This is a genomic window from Bartonella sp. WD16.2 (genome assembly GCF_002022505.1).
Classification (GTDB): domain Bacteria; phylum Pseudomonadota; class Alphaproteobacteria; order Rhizobiales; family Rhizobiaceae; genus Bartonella.
The window spans coordinates 1,670,867-1,696,855 of the sequence record NZ_CP019781.1 but is presented as its reverse complement, the minus strand read 5'-3'; the positions used below and the strand labels follow the sequence as shown (position 1 = coordinate 1,696,855).

The window sequence follows — 25,989 nt, the reverse complement described above, 5'->3', positions numbered from 1 at the left end:
TTACAACAGTTTGAACAATAATCAAATCAATGACAACAAATACTCAATCAAGCACTGTATCAAATAAAACACCCAATAACGTTTCCCCTGCACGATTTCGTATGCTTACTCATTTGCATTTTCGGGGACAGCGTTTATTTAGACAATTGTTTTTTTCTAGTCTTACACGCCGCATTGTCATTTTAAATCTCGCTGCCCTTTGCATTTTGGTTACAAGTATTTTGTATCCTAAACAATTTCGTGACGGTTTGATTGAAGCAAAAATTGAAAGTTTGCGCACCCAAGGAAAAATCATTGCTGGAGCCATTGCTGCCTCTGCAACAGTAGATACTAACTCTATTTTAATTGATCCCCAAAAACTTTTGGAATTACAAGCTGGAGAAAGTGTTACACCAACACCTCAATCAACTGACACTTGGGATTTTCCTATTAACCCGGAACAAATAGCTCCACTTTTACGCCGTCTTATCACACCGAAAACAACAAGAGCACGTATTTATGATCGGGATGCTACTTTGCTTCTTGATTCACGTGTTCTTTATTCCAGTGGAATAGTTTCTAGCTATGATCTTCCCGCCATTGAAACAAAACAAAGTCCCTGGAAACGCTTATATTCATGGTTTTCATATGCACTTTATGGTGGTGGCCTTGCTCTTGATAGAGAGCAAACAAAAAATAATGGTGATATCTACCCAGAAGTTTATCAAGCATTAAATGGCTCTTCTGCTACCGCTCAACGACGTAACAAGCACGGGCAATTGATTGTCTCGGTTGCTGTTCCTGTGCAACGCTATCGTGCAGTAGTTGGTGCTCTTCTTCTTTCAACCCTCAGTTCAGATATTGATAATATTGTGAAAGCTGAAAGACTTGTTATTTTTAAAGTTTTTGCGGTTGTTGGCAGTGTACTTTTGGTACTTTCTTTGTTTTTAGCCTATACAATTGCTAATCCATTGAGCAAATTATCTGCCTCTGCCAATCGTGTGCGTCATGGCAACAATAAGCGGGTGGAAATTCCTGATTTTTCAGAACGTGAAGATGAAATTGGCCATCTCTCAACTTCTATACGCGATATGACTAATGCCCTTTATACACGTATTGAAGCTATCGAACGCTTCGCTGCCGATGTGAGCCATGAACTAAAAAATCCTCTTACTTCACTGCGCAGTGCTGTCGAAACGTTACCATTGGCTAAAAACGAAGCAGCACAAAAACAACTATTCGAAATTATCCAACATGATGTCCGTCGTCTTGACCGTTTAATTACCGATATTTCTGACGCTTCACGGCTAGACGCAGAACTTGCCCGTGAAACTGCGCAAATTGTTGATATGAGTCAGCTTTTGGAAAGTCTTATTCACGCTGTTCGTGAAGTATATCGTAATAAGCAAACTATTAATATAAGCCTTAATATTATACCGCGCCCTTACGGTAAACCCTATCTTGTTTTGGGGCATGAATTGCGTTTAGGTCAAGTCATTTCTAATCTTATTGAAAATGCGCGTTCCTTCATTCCCCGTAACAATGGTGAAATCCGTATTACAATGAAAAATAATGCTTCAACTCTTATCTTAACTGTTGAAGATAATGGCCCTGGCATTCGTTCAGAGAGTATCGATCACATTTTTGAACGTTTTTATACTGACAGACCAAATGAAGATACATTTGGACAAAATTCAGGACTTGGTTTATCTATTAGTCGGCAAATTATTGAAGCCCATAATGGAACACTCACAGCTGAAAATATTATTGACCCCATACTTGAAAATAGCAAAACTGGTGCTCGGTTTATTATTGTTCTTCCCCTCGCCAAATAGAACCTCCTACTCACAATACACCATGGTGCAAAAAAAGATAAAATATTGCTATGCTAACTATCTCTAACTAAAAAATAAAAAGCTGGCGATTATCAATTTTCCTGAACAAAGAAAATTATCCCTCTCTCTTACCTTATTTGACTGTATGAGCCAACCACAACATAAAGTAAAACTGATTAATGATCAGAGCGTGATATTGTGTGCAAAAAATAAAAAATTCCGTAAACAATATTTCAGAAGACTTAAAGAACAGTGCTTAAATTTGCGAAGTTAGCTTTTGCAATAAAATTTAGAAAACGAATTTACTAGCTGCATTATTCTCTTTAGTCTTGAATATGAACGTTTTTCCATTAATTAAATTTTTTAATTTATGAATTAACACATCCTTCTTTTGAAATTTTTTAGCTTTCATAAAATACAAATTATAGCCATTTGTGAAACTACCAAAATATTCTTTTTAGAAACATTACTCTTAGTACATTGGTAATGTTTTGTATAATAATAAAAATTTCCGAAACCAGAAAAGCTTACTTTTTAGTTAGGTACGCTAGAACGTAATCTTTTTGCCACTTTTTGAGTCAATAAAGATTATTAAGTAACAAGAATTTTCAAATTCCCCTTATTTTAAGCTGCATTCAGTGCAATTAAAATGGATAGATATTTTATCTTTTCACAAATCATATATCAAATTTGCCATTCTAATGTTCACCCAAAAGTTTCTTTTATTGGTAACAGTACTTCCCCTTTCAACACAAATAATCTTATGAATTCAATTGACAATATAGGGGTTAGTTATTTCTGTCTACGTTATTATCTATCTTGTAATAATCAGCTCTATCTTAGTTTACCCATCACCACATTCTTAAGCGTCAAATAAATTATCTTCTAACCAATAAGGAGGCTCCATGCCACGTCTATTTGCTGCTATTAAAATTCCTCAAGAAACAACAAAAGCACTTATATCACTGCAAAATGGCTTACCAAAAGCCCAATGGATTAACCCACAAAATTTTCATATCACCTTGTCTTTTTTGGGTGAGATTGCGGACTCCGTTACTGATGAACTTATTGAAGCTTTTGATACAATAAAATGCCCCCCTTTTATGCTCCAACCTAATGGCTTTGAAATTTTTGGTTCAAAAACTTCCCCTCATTCCTTAGTTGTTCATATAAAACCTTGTGAACCCCTCACCCTTTTACATGAGAAAATACTATGCATTCAAAAACGTTTAGAACTAACTCCTGATGAGATGCAATACACCCCGCATATTACCCTTGCACGACTGCTCGATATTCAACCTGATGACCTTTCTTTGTATTTATCTACTCGGAGTGACTTTTCTTGCCCTCCCTTTGCAGTTGATCACTTTGTTTTACTCCTATCGAAAGACCCCTCAAGTGACGCCCTTTATATTGTAAAAGGAAGTTGGCCGCTTCAAGTATAAGAGCACTTTAACAAAGTACTCTTTAAAGTTGTTCTAAAAATTGCTTTAATAATGTAAAGTCTAATATAAAATAATACGCCGCTACAGTTTAAAATATCTTTTTTACTGATGTGCTGAGGCTGGATCAATTTTAATAGAATCTTCTTTAAGCCCCCCTTAGCTACACCAACCATGGCCGGACGCAAAACACGCTCACCAATAATATAACCTGCCTGAACAACTTGCTGTACAGTATTATCAGGAACATCAGTATTAGGAATTTCAAACATTGCTTGATGAAAATGAGGATCAAATTTTTGTCCTTCTGGGTGAATCTTTTTCACTCCATGGCGTTCTAAAGCTGTCATCATAGCCCGCTCTGTCATTTCAACGCCTTCTGCTAACATTTTCAAACCAGTATCATTTTCGCGTGCACCTTCTGGAATAGCTTCCAAAGCACGATTGAGATTATCAGAAACAGATAACATATCGCGGGCAAAATTAGCGATCGCGTAAGCCCTTGCATCAGCTACATCACGTGTTGTACGACGTCGAAGATTTTCCATATCAGCGGCAAAACGTAAAAGTTGATTTTTTAGTTCCTTATTTTCATTCTGTAAATCAGCTAAGGGATCCGTAGACTCACTTTCTTTTTCTTCAACGTTTTCGCAAACCTCTTCTTTATTCATTTTTAAAAGCTCATCAGCAGCTTTTTTAAATGCCTCGTGATCGTTTGGATTTTTTAGATTACAATTTTCAAATGAAGCATCAGTAAATTTGTTTTTTTCGTCAGACATAAAAGTTCCATTCCTTCATAAGATTTGTTATTTTCGATATCGAAATTTTGCAGATAAAAATCAAGAGATATTTATTCACCTTAATATAATGAGTGTCTACAATAAAAATGCCTAATACAAACTAACGCAATAACTGTGACATAAGTTGAGCTGTATAATCAACCATAGGGACGATTCTTGCATAATTAAGCCGTGTTGGCCCAATAACACCCAAAGCACCAATTACCCTTTGTTGTGAATCGCAATAAGGTGCTACCACTAAGGAAGAACCTGAAAGCGAAAATAGCTTATTTTCCGAACCGATAAAGATACGAACCCCCAAACCTGCATCTGCTAAATCAAGTAATTGCGCCATACTTTCACGCGTTTCAAGATCATCAAATAAATGCCGTAACCGCTCTAAATCTTCTTCTGCTTTTACATCTTCAAGTAAATTGCTTCGCCCACGGACAATAAGATGCATCTTATGATCTGAATCTTCTCCCCCCCAAAGAGCTAATCCAGTTTCAACAAGATGATGGGATAATTGATCAAGTGCAGCTCGCGTTTCCACACATAAACGTGCAATTTCCATTTTAGCTTCATTGAGCGTACGCCCTTGAATATGAGCATTAAGAAAATTTGTTGCTTCCGTCAATTGCGAATGCGTAACACCTTCTGGTAAATGAATAATGCGGTTTTCAACTTCACCTTGTTGCGTCACTAAAACTGCAAGAGCATGCTCGCCATCAAGACGTACAAATTCAATATGCTTTAATGTACCTTCATATTTCATTGCTAAAACCAATCCCGCCCCACGTGAAAGGTCTGAAAGAATTTGGCTAGCTTGGATTAAAAAGTGTTCAACTGATTGTGTATGACCTGCCTCTTTGACTTGAAATTCAATATTCTCACGTTCTTCAGATGGCAAATCGCTTACTTCCATAAACGCATCAACGAAAAATCGTAAACCTGATTGCGTTGGCATTCGCCCTGCAGACACATGAGGTGCATAAATCAAACCAAGGTGTTCAAGATCACTCATTACATTACGAATTGTCGCAGGTGATAATGTTTGTTGTAAAAGCCGCGACAGATTACGTGATCCTACCGGTTCACCATCATTAAGGTAGGCTTCAACAATATGGCGAAAAATATCACGCGATCGTTCATCAAGCCCTTTAAGCTCATCGGTAATAGATGCCTGTTTTATCACAATTATTTCACCACTTCAAAAACACTTTTTTCTTATATAAGCTTTATTAAGGTTTGGTCAAATACTCTAAAGCAACGTAAAAAGAATATTACATATTTATTGCCAAAAGTACTATATGTTTTATCATCAACGGTACTATCATTAAAAGAGAGGCTATTTTATGTAGCACTCTAATCTTCATCCTTCTCAAATGCAAATAACCTTCTTTGAATAAGATCTCAAAAAATTGTAGAAGGATCAAATTCCGCAAAATTTGGCAATGCTCACATTTTATAATTATTTAAGCTGGACACCAATATAAAAAATTTTCTCACGATAAAACCCTTAAAGGTCATAATATTGTTATTTCTTGTCATATCTATAAAAATATACTCATGATTAACTTTAACTATGATGTAAACTTACAAACTAAATCTAATACTATTTTTTCGTTATAATAAGTCGCAAAACTTTTATGGACGTGAAAACAACCACCACAAATAAATCTCTTAAGCTGTATTGATCACTTTATTTATTAGAATTTACAAAACCGGTATTGTCAAATTTATCCTCCTATAACAAGTTCTCACCCAAACAAATAACCTACCCCTCATATCGGAGAGATACGTATGAAACGTATAGTAAATAAAAAACTTGTTATTGCTACACATAACACCGGAAAATTGCATGAAATCACTGCATTAATTGCTCCTTTCGGCTTAACAACACTCTCAGCAAAAGAACTCAATTTGCCTGAACCAAAAGAAACAGGAACAACATTTGAAAAAAATGCCTATATCAAGGCCTTTGCAGCAGCAAAAACTACACAACTTCCTGCTTTATCTGATGATTCTGGTTTAGAAATAGACGCATTAGGTGGTGCACCAGGCGTCTATACAGCCGACTGGGCCATTCAGCCTGATGGTACACGTAATTTCTTAAAAGCTATGCAAAAAATAGAAGATGAATTACAAAAAATTGGAGCCCTTGAAAAAAGCCAACGCAAATGTCGGTTTATATCAGTCATCTGTATTGCATGGCCCGATGGCTATGCAGATTATTTTCGTGGCAGCATTGAAGGCACATTCATTTGGCCACCACGTGGAGATAAAGGTTTTGGTTTTGATCCCATTTTTCTACCAGATGGATATGAAAATACCTTTGGTGAAATGTCAACAGAGCAAAAACATGGCTGGACACTTAATGATAAAACACCACTTTCTCATCGCTCACGCGCTTTTAAACTTTTTGTGGAAAATTTTTTGGCACCCTAATGGCTGAACCTTTCGGTATTTACATTCATTGGCCTTTTTGTGTTGCTAAATGTCCTTATTGTGATTTTAATTCGCACGTTCGCAAAAGTGAGGTGGATCAACAACGTTTTGTAGCCGCCTTTAAACGCGAAATGGCAACACAATATCTTATGATAGGCCCCCGTCATATTACAAGTATTTTTATAGGCGGTGGTACACCTTCCCTTATGACGCCTCAAACTGTTGATGCATTACTACAAACTGTTGCTAAAAATTGGACAATTGATGATAAGACTGAAATCACATTAGAAGCTAATCCCTCCAGTGTAGAAGCAGAGCGCTTTCGCGGCTATCGTGCGGCAGGTATTAATCGCTTATCTTTAGGTGTACAAGCACTCAACGATAAAGCCCTGCGACAACTTGGCCGTCTTCATGATGTTAAACAAGCTCTTAATGTTATCGCTTTAGCGCGTGAAATCTTTACACGTTTATCTTTTGATTTAATCTATGCCCGCCCTGAGCAAACACTCAAACAGTGGAAATATGAACTTTCTCAAGCTATTGATCTAGCAGCAGACCACCTTTCCCTTTATCAACTAACCATTGAAGAAGGGACCGTCTTTAAAAAACTTCATGCCGCAGGAAAACTTATTCCTCCAGTACCACAGCTGGCAGCAGACCTTTATAACCTTACCCAAGAAATAACGACTATGCATGGCCTTCCTGCTTACGAAATCTCAAACCATGCAATGCCTGGCGCTGAATCTCGTCATAATCTTCTTTATTGGCGTTATCATGAATATGCAGGTTTTGGCCCAGGAGCACATGGACGCTTTATACAACGCCCGATGGAAAATTTTCCTATTTTTTCCAAAATACCACTATCCAAAACTAAAAAACTTGAACGTTATGTCACAATGAATGAAAAACATCCCGAACGTTGGCTTGAATTGGTAGAAACCACAGGCCATGGCTGTACCGAAACAGAACAATTAACAAGAAGACAACAGGCCAACGAAATGTTGCTCATGGGTTTGCGTCTTTCAGAAGGTCTTGATCTTACACGTTACGAAACCTTAAGCTTAAAAAGTTTATCACCAGTCAAACTTGCCAATTTACAACAACAAGGCTTGGTAGAAATGTCAGACAACCAGCGCTTAAAAGCTACAACTAAAGGATATATTGTTCTCGATTACATCATTAGTCAATTGGCAAATTAACATTTCTGTTTCAGGTGAAAAATTACGAATAGTGATCCTAGTTATAAAATGCTTCTATAATCTAACCTATTTTATGTTTATAGTGACCGTTTTTATGCAAAAAAATCAACAATGAAACGCTCATAAATCGAAGTGAGACTTTCCAATGCATCAAGGGTTACGCATTCGTCCACCATATGCATGGTTTGCCCTGGTAAACCGAATTCAACAACGGGACAATAATCCTTAATAAACCGTGCATCTGATGTGCCGCCAGAAGTTGAAAGTTCTGGTCTGTTTCCTGTCACGCTTTCAATAGCGTTCGATAAAGTTTCAATCAGTTTATCATTTTGAGTTAAGAAAACACTACCCAAATTCTGTACCCATTCAAGTTGATAAAATGGAAGCTCATTATGATTATCTTCTGATTGTACCAACGCAAGACGATTTTCAATTTCAGCAATAAGCGTTTCTCTTGTCCAAAGATCATTGTAGCGTATATTAAAACGGATTACCGTGTGCATAGGAATAATATTGACAGCACAATTACCCGTATCGATACTTGTTAATTCTAAATTACTTGCTTGAAAATTTTTTGTTCCTTGATCCAGAGGAGTTTGTATCAGTGCTTGGATAAGCTTATTTGCTAAAGGTAATGGATTGGCTGCTCGCTCAGGAAAAGCGACATGACCTTGCCGACCCTGCACTCTAATAATACCGGAAATTGACCCCCGACGACCAATTTTGATCATATCGCCAACAACTTTTACACTCGTGGGTTCACCAACAATAGCCGCAGTCCATTTTTCGCCTTTTTGTACTGCCCATTTTAAAAGTTTTACCGTACCGTTAAGGGCAGGACCTTCTTCATCACCAGTTATCAAAAAACTTATTGTCCCTTTAATTGGCTGTTTCTCAACAATCCGCGCTAGCGCCGCTATAAAGCACGCTATGCCTCCCTTCATATCAACAGCACCCCTTCCATATAGTTTCCCTTGATCTATGACCCCCTTAAAAGGAGGATAAGTCCAATTGCCCAGCTCACCAGGTGGAACTACATCACTATGACCCGCAAACATAAGATGTGGACCTTTATTTCCAATCTTTGCGTAAAGATTCTCAACATCTTCTGTATTTTTATCTACAAAAACAGGGCGTTCAACAGTAAACCCCAGTTTTGTCAAAAAGTGTTCCAAAGTCGATAAAGCACCTGCTTCATGAGGTGTAACAGAAGGACAACGGATAAGTGCCTGTAATAACTGAATAGGATCTGTAAGGACAGGCATAAGCGTTATTCCAATCTGGAGCACAAAGAATGATTTAAAAATGTTAAGTCAAATCATAAAAAAGATAAAGCAAAAATGTTAAAAACCCTTACTAAACGAAAAAAGAGAAAACAACTGCACTAAAGGTTCAACAACTTCTATCACTATATGAAGTACTCTATTACAAATCTTATGAAAGACATTCTTTTTTCGAAAATTTTTGATCACATTCTAAAAAAGATATCATAATTGCGTTTTATAATCGTACCCATTGTTCTCTACTAAATATTTTAAGTTTATATGAAATGGATATTTTACACGTTTTCTGGATAACAAACTTATCTAAGAATATATAAAAATCCACTTAAAATCTGATAACTACAAAACAATGTTATAAAATATCACTGCGTAAAAATTGCAATCAATGCAACGCATTTTCTTATTATAATTTTCAATATATACTAAAAACACTACTCAAATTATGAAAATAAAAAGAACAGGAAATGTTGCTTTAAATACAATCGTGTGAAGTATCATTATCAATTCATAAAGAACTTCAAAAACAAAACTAGCTTATCAACTAAGATATATAATAAATGTTATATATCCATCAGAGTACGCACAATGAGAACACAACAGAAAGAACAAATAATTTCAATAAAGTGACTTAGTGATCCCTTTATTAAAATATCGATAACATAGCCGGACATTAAACTCACCCTAAACACAATTTCTGTACAAAAGGCAACGCTTAAAACGCGCTGCAAATATCAACGAAACAATGATTTCAACGTACAGCTATTTTTGATTTAATAATTAGTACTTCAAAAATCACAAACCAATCCCACAAAAAAACAAGAATAATCAAAAATAGTAAAAGGATCTGGTTTTTTCATTCGATATATTCAATAATGATGGCATATTTTGATCAATGCTTACAAAATAATAGCTGTTACAATAAGCCTATTAATCGATAGGTATGCATCCATAAAGGACAATAAAAGCTTTTATACAAAGGGGAGATAGTATCGCACACAATAACAAAAAATAGTAGATAATTACCAATAAAAATGTATGAAACTAAAAAAACTCTTTGTGTTAGTGAAAATTGATTGCATGCAATGTATGACCATTCTTCTTCAACCAAGCATGATAAATTTTACTATCTGGACAAAGCTTCTCACAAAGATTCCAAAATTGTGATCCATGATTCATCTCGATAAGATGAACCACCTCATGCGCAACAACATACTCAACAACTTCTCTTGGTGCCATAATAAGACGCCATGAAAAAGATAGATGCCCATTTACTGAACATGATCCCCAGCGGCTTTTCATATCTTTATAGCGGATTGATTTAACTTTACGTTCTACTTTATGTGCATAATGTTCTACTAGTGGTGTTATAATGATTTTAGCTTGCTTTTTTAAAACATCAGCAATTCGCCTTGGCAGATATTCTAACCGACTATAGATAACAATTTGCGGTTTTTGTTCCACATCACCTGTAATGATTTCATCCACCCCACGTCCTTCTTTATGTTTTATAATGTGCGCAACACCCAATAAAGGAATTGTTGCACCTTCCTTGAGATAAGAACTCTCACGGGAAATGAGGGCATGAGTAAGATGTGTTTCTATCCAACAACGATGTTTTTCAAGAAAAGACTGAACCGCATTAAGATTCATCACCGGTGGTATTGTTAAACAAATCCCCTGTCCATTCGCATCAATGCGTAACGTAAAACGACGTGCATGTTTATATTCTCGCACCCGTAGAGGCACAACACGATCAGAGAGAATAAAATCTTGCTCATAAATAGCCATGTATCATGTCTCTACAATCAATGAACCAGATTTTGATGGTTCATTGATTCGATCAATTAATGACATCAACACTTTTTCAAAACAATCCAAATCTTGTGGACGTGAAAACCGGTGGTTTGCATCACGAACAAGCGTTAATGTTACATCATGCAAAGGCAAATGATCAAGTAAAGCTAATGCATGCTGATAGGGAACTATTTCATCTTCCATCCCTTGCAGAATATGAACTGAGCACCCAATATCAATACATCCTTTCATAACGCAGTTATTTCGCCCATCTTCAAGTAATGTCTTTGTAAAAGGTGTTGGTTCTAAATCATGCATTGAAGAACGTTCAAAATAACCTTTTTCTTCCAAAGCTTTCCATTCTACCGTAGTTAAAGTTGGTTCAATCAAAGCTTGTGTAAAATCAGGAGCAGGTGCAATCAATATTATCCCGGCGAGTGGTTTATTTTTCTGCGCAAGTATCATAGCAAGCCTTAAAGCAATCCATCCACCCATAGAGGAACCAATTAAAATTTGTGGTCCTTCACAATAAGCTTCAAAAACCGCTAAACTTTCTTTCACCCAGCGTGAAATCGTACCTTCAAAAAAATCTCCTTCTGATTCCCCATGACCGGAATAATCAAAACGCAAACAAGACAAATTATTTTTTTGAGCAAAAGCATCAACCACCATTGCCTTGCTTCCTAGCATATCAGATCGATAACCAGATAACCAAACTAACCCCGGAGAATGACTACCTTTACGATGACGCACAGCAAGAGCTGTATCTTCAAACGAAAAAAACTGACAAGGGATATTTTGATCTATCATCATTCTTCCTCAATAAAATATCCTTTACTATAAGAGAAAAACCTCTTTTTTCAAAACTAAACTCAAAACAATGAATAAATAGTCTGTATTAAGGATAGTGAAAAAACATGAATTTTTATTGTTTTTCTGTATAGATATTGTATATTAAGGCATTCTATAAATAAATTAAAATTAAGGAGCATAGACCATTCGTCGATCATTTAAAATGACACCTAGTCAAAAGGACGGGCCACGTTCAAATCAAGATATTCGTGTTCCTTGCGTTCAACTTATTAACGATGAAGGACAAAATCAGGGGATTATTGCAACACAAGAAGCACTTGCTATGGCTGCAGATGTTGGGCTTGATCTGGTTGAGATTGTGCCAAATGCAGAACCGCCTGTTTGTAAAATTATTGATCTAGGCAAACTGAAATATCAAAATCAAAAAAAAGCAGCTGAAACACGTAAAAAACAAAAGACTATTGAAGTCAAAGAAATCAAGATGCGACCAAATGTTGATGTCCATGATTATGAGGTGAAACTTAAAGCCGTTCACCGTTTTATTGATCATGGTAATAAAGTAAAAATTACTTTGCGTTTCCGTGGTCGTGAAATGGCACACCAAGATCTTGGAATGAAGCTTCTTCAGCGAGTTAAAGAAGATACAAGTGGAATTGCTAAAATTGAATCTGAGCCCAAACTTGAAGGTCGCCAAATGATGATGGTCATAGCGCCTAAATAATTTTAATTGAGGAAGCATGTTTCATGCAACTCATTTTGGTCAAGTATGAATATAATCTTAAAATATTATAGAGTGCTGATGTGATGTTTTTGAAAACAAAAAGATTGGCGCACTCAATCTCTCTAGAGAGTATTTCTTATAGAAGAAAGTTTGATCTTCTATAAGGAATACTTTAATCTTGTGTGAAATAATGAGAGAAAATAAAAGTATTTCATGGCCAAAATACAAACATCCCTTTCTGGTAAATACCTTATCATCCGTCTTTTACGAGAGAATTTTCATAAACATGTGTATTGGTATAGCGCAGCTATTGTTTCAATGATCATTATTGCATTGACTACTGCAATTAGTGCATGGATGATGCGTGATATTGTTAATCATATTATTGATGGACACAATTTTAATATGATTGTTTTCATCTCTAGTATTTTTGCTTTTATTTTTATTCTCAAAGGGGTTGCAACTTTTGCCCAAACCTATTGTCTAAGTAAAGCAGGCAATAGTATCATTGCTGAACAACAGCGTAAAATTTACGCACGTCTTATGAAGCAAGGCATCTCTTTTTATCAAAATAATGCTTCATCCGATCTTCTTGTTCGTGTAACTCATAATACAACAGCAGCTCGTAATATCATCGATATAATTATCACAACCTTTGTGCGTGATTTACTTTCTGTCATTGGCCTTTTGGTTGTTATGTTTATTCAAAATTTTACGTTAATTGTCATTACCTTAACGGTAGGACCTCTTGCATTTTTAGGAGTGCGAATGGCCTTAAAACGTATTCGTGGTCTAATGGAAAAAGAACTTCTCTCGCTAGGAGAAATCATCAAAGTTATGCAAGAGACTGCTGTTGGTATTCACGTAATTAAAGCTTTTTCACTAGAAGAATTAATGAAAAAACGCATGAATAAAGCTATTTGTGACGTTGAAAAACAAGCAAACAGTATTGCACTGCTTGAAGCTGCTACACATCCAATTATGGAAACGCTTGCCGGCATCGCAATCGCAGTTATTATTTGTTTTTCCGGCTATCTTGCAACCCAACGTACCGGTGTTCAAGGTGAATTAATGTCTTTTCTTGTAGCTTTGCTCCTTATTTATGAACCTGCTAAAAGATTGGCGAATGTGCGTGTTAAAATTGAATCTGGTTTAGTCAGCATCCGCGCAATGTTCGAAATACTTGATCATCCACTTACTGTTATAGAACATAAAGAAGCTAAAGACTTTAATAAAACTCACTGCTCTATTCGTTTTAAACATGTCTCTTTTGCCTATATGGACAATCAACCTGTCTTAAACGACATCAACCTGGAAATAGAAGCAGGAAAAATGACAGCATTAGTGGGACCATCCGGTTCAGGGAAATCAACCCTTATCAATCTTATCATGCGCCTTTATGATCCTACACAAGGATCTATATTTATTAATGATCAAGACATTCGCTTTATCACATTTCGCTCCCTTAGAAACCTCATAGCTTATGTAGGACAGGATACTTTTTTGTTTCAAGGAACTATTAAATATAACATCGAACTTGGAAAAAAAGGTACCAGCGACAATGATATTATAAAAGCAGCAAAAGCAGCCAATGCTCATAACTTTATCATGGATCTACCTCAGGGTTATGATACACAAGTGGGCGAGAATGGAAATAATCTTTCAGGAGGTCAAAAACAACGTATCGCTATTGCTCGTGCAATATTTCACAACAGTAAAATCTTGATTTTTGATGAAGCCACAAGCGCATTAGATTCACACGCTGAAGCCCAAATTAATGAGACACTTCAAAACCTCACTAAAAAGTGTACAATTCTTGTGATTGCTCACCGCCTTTCAACAATTGCGCATGCTGATAAAATTATTGTAATACAAAATGGGCAATTAGTTGAACAAGGTACTCAGATAGAACTTTTAGCAAAGAAAAAAGGCATTTATAAAAAGCTTCATAATACTCAATTTAAAAAACAAGAATTTTAGGCGATTAGCTTTTAAAAATTTTTGTATTTAATACTCTCTTTCATAAAACAAACCAAAACTAGAATTGTTCTCATTCCCTATAGCGCCTTTTGCCTTGAGATGGCGTGAAAGATCTAAATCAATTGTTCCTTTCGTTTTGCCATCTAATCCTGCCTCAAAACCTAAGTAAATATTATCGCGAACATAACGCCCAACACGTAAACCTGTATTGCCATCTTTATCAACAATAACGTCAAGATTATCAAGACCAACCTTAGCACGTAAAGTATTCAATAAAGATGTATTAGAAGCACCAGCAAGCTCAGCTACAGCTGCTGCAAGCTGAGCAATCTGAAATGGTGATAATTCATTAAGAGAGCGCTTAAAAATCAAGCGTGCCAATATCTCATCTTGTGGTAAAACAGGTTGTGAAGCAAATTGAATATCGAAGTTATTAATAGTTCCACTCACTGTTACAGTAACATGAATGTCGCCATTACTACTGTTAGTAACAAAATAAATAGCTGGATTGAAATCACCACTAAAACTTGTCTGTCCTTTATCAAAATTAAGACGCTGTGATAGAATATCAAATCGTCCACGAATCATCTGAAGCTCTCCAACTGGATGTACATCATGCAACGGGCCTGTTAAACTAATACGTCCCCCCAACTCAGCATCTAAACCTCGACCACGAACAAAAATTTGATTGTGTGCATTAATTTGCATATTCAACTGCACAATAGAAGAAGGTTCTTTAGAAATATTATGATTGATTTTGTAAACTTTAGCATCAGCACGTTCAAGTGTTTGTAGAATTAATTTAGTTAAATTATTATGTCTAATATCAAGGAATGTTGCATTTCGAAAATGATCAGGAATAAGAATTTCAGCTTTTTCAACTGTAACCTCACCACCAATGACAAGATTGCTCAACAAATGACCAGTCATGGTTGTTTTGCCTGTTAGCGTCGCAAAAATCATAGATCCATCATTATAATTGATATGATCAAGGTGAATGGATAAATCTGTTTGCAGATCTGTAGAAATACGGCCCGAAACAGAAACAGATCCTCCACCAGATGAACGAGCAGAAGCATGCTCTAAAATTATGTGATCACCATTCAATTTGCTTTTAAGCATTATATTGCTTAGTTCCAAATTTGTTTGCGAATCAAAAAAACCACCATTTATTATTGAAAAAGATCCTATCAACTGTGGTTGAGATAATGTTCCATTCAGAATAGCATCAATTTTTGCTATTCCTGTTACATGTGCACCACGTTTTGCTAAAAATTGATCAACAAAAGCAAGAGGCATTATACCCTTAATACTCAGTTCAGTTGGTGAATTATTTAAAGAAAGACGCCCATTTACGGACAAATCCCAATTTTTAGATCCAGTTGCTGTTATATGCTGAACATGAAGTATTGATTTTTCATAAAAACCACGAGCATTTATGTTAATTGACGATGCATTTTTATGAAGAAGAGAATTAATTGTTAAATTTTGACTAGAAAATTCAAAATGCGCAGATGGATTTTTTAACGTTCCCCCAATATCGACCTTACCAGTTACCACTCCTCTTAAAGCTTGCCCTTCAATAAAACTGTTAGCCAAAAGTGCAGATAAATTTTTCAAATTAATATGGAGATTAAGTTCGCCTTTATCTAAAGATACAGTTCCTTGTGTTTGCACTTGTAACCCTTCTCCAGCTAAATTCGCATCCAAAGTAAAAGTTTTATTTATCACTTTACCACTAGCAGAAAGCATAAAAGGTTTTATTTTTCTCTCTTGAAGGGCCGCAATTGTCAGCTCATAACCTTTTATATCATAGGTTACATTAGGATCTTCAAAGCGGCCATGAATCATAACTTGCCCTGACAAAGTACCAACAGCCCCAAGATTTGGTTTCCACAGATTAGCTAAAGCTACAGGAACAGCACTCATAGTGAGATGCAAATTGAAAACATCTTGAAAAGTACCATTAAGTACGACCTTACCTTGATCGACAATAAATCCTAATTCACTTATTGTTACCCCATTCTCATCAAAAATAATTGTTGCTGGAGTGAATAATTTTGTATGAAAATTAGAGTATCTTATATCCATAGCGTCGAACTGGATTTTTTCTCACCGGTCGATAGTCCTGCTGTAATCACACGACCAGAAAACTGTGTATTTGTATTGTTAGGTAATACCGCCTGAACATTAAAAACCGTCCGCTCACTGTTACCATTAGCGCGAAATTTTAAACGATCGGCCACCATAAATGATGTCTGAACACGCTCTGCATTAACAAAACCTTTAAATTGCATCACATTGAAAGGATTGAATATATCAGCCTGTATTGCTAATTTTTTGATTTCATTTTTTGCAAATATTAAATGATCACTCTTGATTTGCAGATTAGTTTTTTGCTTACCATTGTGTTCATCAAAAACAAATTTTCCTTTTACTTTTCCGCTACCTTTCTGCGAAAACAACGCGGAAAACGTTGAGATATCATCAACATCAATATCCAAGGTTCCCTTTATAAAACCTTCAGACGTTTGAAAAAGACTACCTGTTATTTTTGTAGATGCTCCTTCAATATCGATATCCTGAAGCTTCCAAATATGGTTAAAATTTTTAAAAGAAGCAGACAATTGCAATGGTTGTTGAGCAAAAATCCCTTTACCTTCTATAAAGCCAGTTATATTAGAAGAAACTGATGTATTATCCACCAATACATTGACATTTAATATTGTATTTTGGAGTTTTTTACCCATAAAAAGTGCCTCAATATCAGCGTGCGTACTAACCATTATAAGACTATTATGCCCTCTAGCAGCACCCTTTATAGTGATCGCACCCTCCATCCTTGGATCCAACATGGCAAGGTCAGATACTTGAGCATAAAAATCCATCTCAGCACTCACACTTGAAAGATGACCATTAGCCGTTACACTGGCATAGTCATTTTTCAACCGTAAATGATGTAAAATTAAGCCCGTCGTATTTCGAACAATATTACCTAAAAGGACAAACCTGCCTTTTAATAAAGAATCGACAACCTTAGTACCTATCAGCACATTATCAACAGCTCCTGACAATTCAAGATCAAAAGCGCTACCAAGTAAACTCATGGTACCTTTGGCTTTAATATCTGCGTTGCCAGACATTGGTCGCCCAATTAATATACCCAGAGGGGTTAATGTTTGTGCTTTTAAACCAAGATCCCCTTTAAAAATAAAATGATTCACTTCTCCCTTTAACCAAACAGAAAAACCTTGAGCCACAATGCTAAAATCATGAACTAATATCGGTTTTCCAGAGACAATATCTGTATCTATATGGAAATGAATCGCCCGATCTAAACCATCCTCAAATGCATCCTTAGTATTTACAATCCCTTGAAGAGTACCATTAACCTGAATACCAACATGACGGGAAGCCGGATCGTCCAGATTTTCGCTCACACCTCCCATATCAAAAACTGCATCACGAATACGAATATTTTCATTGCTCAAATGATGTACAATAAGCCGTCCTTTCCAAGCTTGTTGATCTTGGCGACCATAATCAATGGTTAAAGTCAAATTATTCACACGTGCTTGACCTTCTAACGGTAATAAATGAGCAGATTCATTTGCTTGATCAAAACCTATGTTGCCATCAACAAAAAGACGCCGCAAAAATCCATCGGCTGTTATCTCAGCATTGGCTACAACATTAATTGCTTCACCCTGAACAACTATATGATCAAGACGTGTAGTACCCTCCTTTGTTATCACCGCCTCTATTCCTAATGTTACATTAGATTCAAAAAAGCTACGATACTGAGAAGGTATTAAAAGGCCAATTGCACCTGCCAACTGTGCAGAAAGGTTATGACCATCTAAAACTCTTGCAAGAACAACATTGCCATTTAAAATAGGCTGACGATCAACTTCTACCTGAAGTGCGACAACCAAGTCATCAAAAGTGCCATTACCTTTAATGACAAAATTTAATGCAGGGTGTTTTTCAATGTTAAAAACATTAGCCAATATACCATTTTGTGGCTCGTTAGCGATAATATCAATTTGAGCTGTACGACTTTTTTTGGATATCTTGGTTAAAATAGAAAAATAACCTGATGCATTTAAACGATGAGCCTTTACATCGGCATCAATAGCATCATTAGCTAAAGCTAAATGTCCTTCTAATGATATATCAGAAGCAAGACCAAAAAAGTCTTGTCCAAAGGTCACATGTTCAGCCTTAAACGCATTGACAGAAATAGACAAAGGTAATTTGGGTATGGAAAACTGACCAGCTTCCAAAAAAGAAACAGATGTAGAATTGTATGGTTTGCGTAAAAACGTAACATGCCCTACCAAAAGTTCGTTAATTTTAATACGCCCCCTTAACAGCACTAAACGATTCCAATTCATTTTTGCATTGGTAATCGTAAGCCAAACACCTTTATGATCACTTACTGTAATGGCGTCAATCGATGCTTCAGACGATAATATTCCTTGTATATTATGCAAACGAATTTGACGATTAGGCGTTGAAAGTTTATGTTCAATAAAAGAAATAAACCATGAACGTTCACCTCCTATTATGTTTTTAAAAAGTGAATCATCTTTCTGTACAAAAACAAAAAAGCTTATTACAAGAAAAGAAAATCCAAATAAGACAGCCAAAAAATACAATATTTTTTTCATTAGAATGCTTGCCCTATACCTACATAAAAACCTACACGTGGATCACCTTTCTCCCGTTTAAGAGGCCAGGCCAAATCAAATCGTAAAGGACCAAGACCTGTCATGTAACGCCCTCCAATGCCTACTCCCCATTTAATATCTTGCGAAAAATCAAAATGTGCCCTTGCTTTTACAAGACCGCCATCTATAAAACTGACCAATCCTATTACATTATTAATAGAAAGACGTAATTCAGCTGAACCTTCAACAAGTGCACGTCCACCAATAATAGTGTCATTTTTTGCCTTTATGCCAATATTGTGATAAGCATAACCACGAACAGACCCTCCACCACCAGCAAAAAAAAGCATATCTGAAGGCAACTTCGTCTTATCGCTCCCAATAATTGTACCAAGTTTCGTTCGTGTTGCAAAAACAAAACGATCCTGTTCATCAATTACCCAATAAGAACGACCTTCTATTGTTATTTTCGTCACAAAATCATTAGCATGCGCTTCATACAATGGTTCAACTACCGTTTCACCATACAAACCTTTTGTCGCATTGAATTTATTATCACGACTATCATAAATCAAACCATTCTGTAACCCAACCATCGTAAAATTACCGCTTCCAAGATAATCATCACGCGAATGACCATCAGAAGCTACCATAGCAAACTGCCCCGATAAATTATCATTAAAAATATGGGTAAGACCAAACTTTCCTTTGATAGCTTGCGTTGTGTAATTATTTAAGCTATCTCGTTGCATTTTTAATTCTGCTTCAAAGTCTGTATCAGGAGTGATTATACCAGGCTTGGTTAATGTTGTTCCAAAAAGATAATTAAAATTCTTTGGATTATAAGATTTCGTTTTATGATCGCCAATACCGCTTATCTTAGTTTCAATTTTAAGGCGTTCTGCACGACCAAAAAGATTGTTATGCATCCAATAAGCTTCAAAGCCAGCACCATCCAATGTTGAATAGCTACCACCAACGCCAAAACGTCGTGGTTTACGTTCTTCTAAAACAAGCGTCAGAGGTAAACTTCCATCAGGGTTAATTGCATCAGCCTCTTGTATATTAACAGCGCGAAAGACATCAAGCCGCGTAAGCCGTTTATTAGCTTTAGCTAATGCATCAGAATCATATTGCTGACCTGGATTTAATGCTGTTATCCATTTAACATATTCTGAATCCATGCGCGGTTGTTCACTCACATTGCGCACACTTAAAGAACCATAATAAGTTTTTTGCCCAGGATTAGTTACAATCTGCGCATCAATGAGATGCGTAGCGTGGTCAGCAACCACATCACGACTCACAATGTTAACTTTAGCATGTCCATGTCGACGCCACCCCTCAATTACCCATCGTTCCGCCTTAAAAATAGTTTCAGATTTTGCAACAGCCCCAACCTTATAACCTAACTCTTCAATTGAAGGCATTGAACCTTTTTTATGTTTTATAAATGGGGCAGCTTCTGTGATACCTGCAGCACTAAAAACATACTGTGGCCCAGCATCAACTGTAATAACAATGGTAGATTGAGTTGGCAATTGAGTCATAGGAGACAAATCAGAAACTTCCAACCCATTAATTTTAATACTAATGACGCCCCCGTAACGTCCGTCAGCATAAAAAGCAGAAAGAATGGCCTGATAATTCGAACGGGCTTTAGCCAATAAACCAGAAGAGCTGGAAATTGCCTTATCCTGATCAGCAACAAGAGAAGATACGTCTTTAACTATTTGAGCCCCCACTTGCGGCGCACCTGGTGGTACAATAACTTCAACTTGATAAAATTTTTCCGTATCATTGATATCATCTGAAGAGAGATTTGGCTTTTTTTTACCCCACAAATGAATGCCAAAAAGCTCAAATGCTGCAAGCGATTGCGGAAAAGCAAAAACTAAACATAAGCTTATAGATATGCTGCGTATAGTTTTTAATTTCAACAAAACCTTTTTCTGACATATCACCAAATCAGATACTCTTAAAATAAATATTTTATAGTGTGTTTTTTATACATAACATCTAAAAAGAAAATAAATATGTCTGTTTTTTAAATTCTTCATGCATTTGATCACATCAAATAATATTTTATGGTGATATCATATCATTTTCCTATGTTTATAAGCCTCTGATATTATAAAAACAAATAATCTCCTTTTTCTTTTTTTAAATATCCTTATTAGCTCATCTTATAATATCCTGAGCCATAATGTTATCATAGTAAAATTTATGTAAATCATCACATTTGTAACTACACCCATAAAATTTGTATATATAAATTTCTCCATAAAACACCATACACAAACCCTGCTTGATTTTCATGTGCAGATATGATTGTTTTTCTACAATCAAAAAAGGGGAAAATAAATTTATGGTTGCGCGCGTTACAACAGTTGCTTTTCGTGGCTTAGAAGCAATCCCTGTTGATGTGCAAGTTATGATTGCCCCTGGTAGAATAGGAATGGCTATTGTTGGATTGGCAGATAAAGCTATTGCAGAAAGCCGTGAACGTGTGCAAGCAGCTCTGCATGCTTGTGGACTTTCCATGCCTAACAAACGAGTTACGATTAATCTTGCACCAGCTGATTTACCTAAAGAAGGTTCACATTATGATCTACCTATTGCAATAGGCTTAATGCTCGCTATGGGGCTTCTTCCCCCTAAAATAGCACAAAATTACATCATTTTAGGAGAATTATCACTGGATGGATCTATTACTGCTGTCAACGGCGTTTTACCAACTGCAATGACAGCTTTATCACTTAATAAAGGGTTAATTTGTCCCTACAAATGCGGACCTGAAGCTGCATGGGCAAATGCAGATATGGATATTCTCGCGCCTGATACACTTCTTGCTATTGTTAACCACTTTAAAGGAACACAAATCTTAAAGCGTCCACAACCACGCCAATACACAATCCAAACTGAATTACCAGATCTTTGTGAGATAAAAGGACAAAAAGCCGCCAAACGTGCTTTAGAAGTATGCGCAGCTGGACGGCATAACCTTTTATTTGTAGGTCCTCCTGGCGCAGGAAAATCTATGTTAGCTCAATGCTTACCGTCTATTTTACCGCCTCTTGATAGCCATGAGCTTTTAGATGTTTGTTTGATTGCCTCTATTACCGGAGAAACAGTACATAATACCATTTCACATCATCGTCCCTTTCGCTCTCCTCATCATTCTGCTTCCATGGCAGCAATAATTGGTGGTGGACTCAAAGGAAAACCAGGAGAAGTAACACTTGCACATAATGGCGTTTTATTTCTCGATGAATTGCCTGAATTTTCTCCACAAGTCCTTGATTCTCTTCGTCAACCCTTAGAAAGTGGAGAATGTATTATTGCCCGAGCTAATCACCATATCAGTTATCCCGCTCGCATCCAGCTTATTGCTGCAATGAATCCTTGTCGATGTGGCATGGCAGGCGAAGAAGGCCATGTTTGTGCTAAAGGCCCACGCTGTCAGAGCGATTATCAAGCTCGTATTTCTAACCCTCTACTCGATCGAATTGACTTACGTATTTGTGTGCCTGCCCTAACAGCTACGGATCTCATGCAATCAGAACAGTCTGAAAAAAGCTGTGATGTTGCAAAACGCGTTGCGCGAACTCGTGCTATTCAAGCCAAACGTTTTGCAAAATTGAACCTTGGTCATATTCGCACCAACGGTGATTGCCCTGGCAAAATTATTGAACAAATTGCTATTCCAGATCAAAGTGCGACCACATTACTACAGAATATTAGTGAAAAAATGTGCTTTTCTGCACGCGCTTATCACCGTATCCTCAAAGTTGCACGCACTATCGCTGATCTTGATGAAGCAGATCAACTTTCACGTCATCATCTTGCAGAAGCCATTTCCTATCGATTAAACAATGAAAAATTAACAACTATTGGTTAAAGAAGCTATTCGTCAATAAAAATTAATCGGAAAATAATATAAACAAATTATCATCATGCTCTAAAATTTTAGAATATAAATTAAGTGCAATTATAAGTTTGTATTTTCTGTAAAATATTTTGTATTTTTATCTCTAGTAACTGTAAAGCTATACAAGTACCACCCAAAATAGTAACAATCAACTTATTAAGCCATTCAGCCATCAAGATTAAGGCTTACATATCATCAAAATACTACTTCCTTTAACTATAACTTGATCGAAATAGTGGGATTTTTATAGGTTAAAATGTCTGATGTTTTCTAAAATTGTAAGAGAAAATATAATAATTCCTACATTTATCCAAAACACTCGGGGGTAGAATGTAAATTTCATTGTAAATATTTTTCAGACATAAACACAAAGAAAAGATCCCCCTTGAGTACAAAAAATATCATCAAACCTTCCTGCTCTTCTTTTAACCAAATAAATGCAAAAATAAAAGTTTGACACCATTTACGTATGGAAAAATTAATCCACCCAATTATAGAGTAACAAATGTTGAATATATATTTTATATACGGTAAATGTTCTAATGCAGCTATATTGTAAATAGCGCATTAGAATATTAAACCTGAAAAGAGCCAAAAATTGATATCAAATACAGAAATGGATTGACTTATGAGTGATGAAACAACCTCATCATCAAGTAGTGAGTATGGTGCCGCTTCCATCAAAGTTCTCAAAGGTCTTGATGCTGTACGTAAACGCCCCGGTATGTATATCGGTGACACTGATGATGGTTCTGGTTTGCACCACATGGTTTACGAAGTTGTAGACAACGCTATTGATGAAGCTTTAGCTGGTCATGCTACCCTTGTAAATGTCACGCTCCATGCTGATGGATCCTGTTGCGTTCGTGATAATGGACGTGGAATTCCAACTGATATTCACCCAACAGAAGGCGTTTCAGCAGCTGAAGTCATTATGACACAACTTCATGCTGGTGGAAAATTTGATCAAAATTCTTATAAAGTGTCAGGAGGATTACACGGCGTTGGTGTTTCTGTTGTCAATGCGCTTTCAGTTTGGTTGCGACTACAAATTAAACGTAATGGCAAAATCCATGAAATGTCGTTTACCCGTGGAGTGGCCGATTCTCCACTTAAAATTGTTGGTGATTGTGATGCAGAAAGCGGAACAGAAATTAGCTTTTTACCAAGTTCTGAAATCTTTACTAAAACTAAATTTGACTTCGAAACTCTAGAACGTCGTTTACGAGAATTAGCTTTTTTAAATTCTGGTGTCCATATTCTTCTCACAGATCAACGCCATGCTGATGTTCAATCCGTAAAATTACATTATGACGGTGGATTAATTGAGTTTGTAAAATATATTGACCAGTCTAAAAAAGTGCTCATTGATAATCCTATTTACATCACAAATGAGAAAGATGGGATGAGTGTAGAGGTTGCTTTATGGTGGAATGATTCTTATCACGAAAAAGTATTATGTTTTACCAATAATATTCCACAGCGTGATGGAGGAACTCATTTAGCAGGTTTTCGCAGTGCCTTAACACGTCAAATCAACGGTTATGCTGAATCTTCAGGTATTGCAAAAAAAGAAAAGGTCAACTTAACTGGTGATGATTGTCGTGAAGGATTAACGGCTATTCTTTCAGTCAAAGTTCCTGATCCCAAATTTTCCTCCCAAACAAAGGATAAATTGGTTTCTTCTGAAGTGCGTCCTATTGTTGAAAATTTAGTGAATGAGGGTCTTTCAGCGTGGCTAGAAGAACACCCTAATGAAGCGAAAATTCTCATCAGTAAAGTAGTAGAAGCTGCAGCAGCCCGTGAAGCAGCACGTAAGGCACGTGAACTCACACGGCGAAAAGGAGCTCTTGACATTACTTCACTTCCAGGAAAGCTTGCTGATTGTCAAGAACGTGATCCTACAAAATCGGAAATTTTTATCGTTGAGGGAGATTCAGCTGGTGGTTCAGCTAAAAGTGGGCGTTCACGTCAAAATCAAGCGATTTTACCTTTGCGTGGTAAAATTCTTAACGTTGAACGGGCACGTTTTGATCGAATGCTCTCATCTGAGATGATTGGTACACTTATCACTGCTCTTGGAACTTCTATCGGTAAAGATGAATTTTCACCTGACAAATTACGTTATCATAAAATCATCATTATGACAGATGCAGATGTTGACGGAGCCCATATTCGCACTTTGCTTCTCACTTTTTTCTTTAGGCAAATGCCTGAATTGATTGAGCGTGGTCACCTTTATATTGCTCAACCGCCCCTTTATAAAGTATCACGTGGTAAGTCTTTTCAATATATTAAAAATGAAACAGCATTTGAAGAGTTTTTGATCGATACAGGATTGGAAGATACAACACTAGAATTATCAACAGGTGAGATTCGTGCAGGTGCTGATTTACGCCAACTCGTTCAAGATGCTTGTTTGTTACGCCAACTGTTAAATGGTCTTCATACCCGTTATGACCGCAATATTGTTGAGCAAGCAGCGATTGCTGGTGTTTTTAACTCTGAAGTTTTTACAACACTAGAGAAAACCCAAAAAACAATAGATAATGTCGTGCATCGCCTTGACTTAATTGCTGATGATATGGAACGTGGCTGGAGTGGGTATAGTACGCCAGATGGAGGTTTGTGTTTTGAGCGCATTTTACGTGGTGTTAAAGATGTTGTTGTGCTCGACACAGGACTTATAAATTCAGCAGATGCACGTCAAATTGATCGTGTTTGTCAAAATCTCATAGAAATATATAATCCTCCCACTCTTCTGCGTCGCAAAGATAAATCAGAGCATATCTTTGGACCAATGAGCTTATTAGAAAGTATCTTTGTAAACGGTAAAAAAGGCATCACTCTACAGCGTTATAAAGGTCTTGGAGAAATGAATGCTGAACAGCTTTGGGAGACAACCCTTGATCCTGACGCGCGCTCTCTTTTACAAGTTAAAATCAATGATGCAACTGACGCAGATTCTCTCTTTTCCCGTTTAATGGGTGATGAAGTTGAACCACGGCGAGTTTTTATTCAAAATAATGCTCTAAGCGTTGCCAATCTTGATATTTAAAAGTACTTTTTTGTTTTTAGCTTAAGCACCATAGTTTTGCGTATTACTTTTTTG

13 protein-coding genes and 2 pseudogenes are annotated in these 25,989 nt (G+C 36.4%); 8 read left to right on the top strand and 7 right to left on the bottom strand.

The window, feature by feature from the left end:
* The first annotated feature begins 29 nt into the window (after positions 1-29).
* Entirely contained in the window at positions 30-1,814 is a 1,785-nt protein-coding gene (locus BWD162_RS07380; RefSeq protein WP_078706054.1) for a sensor histidine kinase, read from the top strand.
* A gap of 905 nt (positions 1,815-2,719) precedes the next feature.
* On the top strand, positions 2,720-3,259 hold the full coding sequence (thpR, locus tag BWD162_RS07375; protein ID WP_078706053.1) for an RNA 2',3'-cyclic phosphodiesterase: 540 nt from the start codon (positions 2,720-2,722) through the stop codon (positions 3,257-3,259).
* Positions 3,260-3,396: 137 nt separating this feature from the next.
* Here the strand turns inward: thpR and grpE are convergent.
* Positions 3,397-4,035, bottom strand: a pseudogene (gene grpE, locus BWD162_RS07370) (nucleotide exchange factor GrpE); the annotation flags it as partial.
* Between the two features lie 121 nt (positions 4,036-4,156).
* On the bottom strand, positions 4,157-5,227 hold the full coding sequence (hrcA, locus tag BWD162_RS07365; protein ID WP_078706180.1) for a heat-inducible transcriptional repressor HrcA: 1,071 nt from the start codon (positions 5,225-5,227) through the stop codon (positions 4,157-4,159).
* Positions 5,228-5,838: 611 nt separating this feature from the next.
* Here hrcA and rdgB point away from each other — a divergent pair.
* Entirely contained in the window at positions 5,839-6,483 is a 645-nt protein-coding gene (rdgB, locus tag BWD162_RS07360; RefSeq protein WP_078706051.1) for an RdgB/HAM1 family non-canonical purine NTP pyrophosphatase, read from the top strand.
* Positions 6,483-7,682: a radical SAM family heme chaperone HemW gene (gene hemW, locus BWD162_RS07355; protein ID WP_078706050.1), complete on the top strand. Its 1,200-nt coding sequence runs from the start codon at positions 6,483-6,485 to the stop codon at positions 7,680-7,682. Before rdgB ends, hemW begins: the two co-directional genes overlap by 1 nt.
* 92 nt (positions 7,683-7,774) lie before the next feature.
* Here the strand turns inward: hemW and dapE are convergent, their stop codons facing one another.
* The 3 genes from dapE to BWD162_RS07340 all read right to left on the bottom strand — a co-directional run bounded on the left by dapE (position 7,775) and on the right by BWD162_RS07340 (position 11,566).
* Positions 7,775-8,947 (bottom strand): succinyl-diaminopimelate desuccinylase, encoded by a 1,173-nt coding sequence (gene dapE, locus BWD162_RS07350; protein WP_078706049.1) that lies wholly within the window; start codon positions 8,945-8,947, stop codon positions 7,775-7,777.
* Between the two features lie 1,077 nt (positions 8,948-10,024).
* Complete coding sequence (locus BWD162_RS07345; protein WP_078706048.1) at positions 10,025-10,753, bottom strand: M48 family metallopeptidase; 729 nt, start codon at positions 10,751-10,753, stop codon at positions 10,025-10,027.
* Between the two features lie 3 nt (positions 10,754-10,756).
* Positions 10,757-11,566: an alpha/beta hydrolase gene (locus BWD162_RS07340; protein WP_078706179.1), complete on the bottom strand. Its 810-nt coding sequence runs from the start codon at positions 11,564-11,566 to the stop codon at positions 10,757-10,759.
* A gap of 208 nt (positions 11,567-11,774) precedes the next feature.
* Between BWD162_RS07340 and infC the strand changes: the two genes are divergently transcribed.
* Positions 11,775-12,293, top strand: a complete 519-nt coding sequence (gene infC, locus BWD162_RS07335; protein ID WP_078706047.1) for a translation initiation factor IF-3 — start codon at positions 11,775-11,777, stop codon at positions 12,291-12,293.
* 213 nt (positions 12,294-12,506) lie between these two features.
* Positions 12,507-14,273: an ABC transporter ATP-binding protein gene (locus BWD162_RS07330; RefSeq protein WP_078706046.1), complete on the top strand. Its 1,767-nt coding sequence runs from the start codon at positions 12,507-12,509 to the stop codon at positions 14,271-14,273.
* Between the two features lie 27 nt (positions 14,274-14,300).
* On the opposite strand, the pseudogene BWD162_RS07325 reads toward BWD162_RS07330, so the two are convergent.
* Positions 14,301-18,946: pseudogene (locus tag BWD162_RS07325) on the bottom strand (translocation/assembly module TamB domain-containing protein).
* The gene (locus BWD162_RS07320) at positions 18,946-20,910 is read right to left on the bottom strand and encodes an autotransporter assembly complex protein TamA (RefSeq protein ID WP_078706045.1); all 1,965 of its coding nucleotides are present in this window, start codon (positions 20,908-20,910) and stop codon (positions 18,946-18,948) included. Before BWD162_RS07320 ends, BWD162_RS07325 begins: the two are co-directional and overlap by 1 nt.
* A 404-nt stretch (positions 20,911-21,314) precedes the next feature.
* On the opposite strand from BWD162_RS07320, the gene BWD162_RS07315 reads away from it, so the two are divergent.
* Both BWD162_RS07315 and gyrB read left to right on the top strand, forming a co-directional pair.
* Positions 21,315-22,847 carry a YifB family Mg chelatase-like AAA ATPase gene (locus tag BWD162_RS07315; RefSeq protein ID WP_078706044.1) on the top strand — a complete coding sequence of 511 codons (1,533 nt, stop codon included), beginning with the start codon at positions 21,315-21,317 and terminating at the stop codon, positions 22,845-22,847.
* 658 nt (positions 22,848-23,505) lie between these two features.
* Positions 23,506-25,935 (top strand): DNA topoisomerase (ATP-hydrolyzing) subunit B, encoded by a 2,430-nt coding sequence (gyrB, locus tag BWD162_RS07310; RefSeq protein ID WP_078706043.1) that lies wholly within the window; start codon positions 23,506-23,508, stop codon positions 25,933-25,935.
* The last annotated feature ends 54 nt before the right edge of the window (positions 25,936-25,989 follow it).

Bases quoted from the DNA above. Each gene is read 5' to 3' on its own strand.
- dapE (WP_078706049.1), bottom strand. From the start codon at position 8,947: ATGCCTGTCCTTACAGATCCTATTCAGTTATTACAGGCACTTATCCGT.
- infC (WP_078706047.1), top strand. From the start codon at position 11,775: ATGACACCTAGTCAAAAGGACGGGCCACGTTCAAATCAAGATATTCGT.
- BWD162_RS07345 (WP_078706048.1), bottom strand. From the start codon at position 10,753: ATGGCTATTTATGAGCAAGATTTTATTCTCTCTGATCGTGTTGTGCCT.
- rdgB (WP_078706051.1), top strand. From the start codon at position 5,839: ATGAAACGTATAGTAAATAAAAAACTTGTTATTGCTACACATAACACC.
- gyrB (WP_078706043.1), top strand. From the start codon at position 23,506: ATGAGTGATGAAACAACCTCATCATCAAGTAGTGAGTATGGTGCCGCT.
- hemW (WP_078706050.1), top strand. From the start codon at position 6,483: ATGGCTGAACCTTTCGGTATTTACATTCATTGGCCTTTTTGTGTTGCT.
- thpR (WP_078706053.1), top strand. From the start codon at position 2,720: ATGCCACGTCTATTTGCTGCTATTAAAATTCCTCAAGAAACAACAAAA.
- BWD162_RS07315 (WP_078706044.1), top strand. From the start codon at position 21,315: ATGGTTGCGCGCGTTACAACAGTTGCTTTTCGTGGCTTAGAAGCAATC.
- BWD162_RS07330 (WP_078706046.1), top strand. From the start codon at position 12,507: ATGGCCAAAATACAAACATCCCTTTCTGGTAAATACCTTATCATCCGT.
- BWD162_RS07380 (WP_078706054.1), top strand. From the start codon at position 30: ATGACAACAAATACTCAATCAAGCACTGTATCAAATAAAACACCCAAT.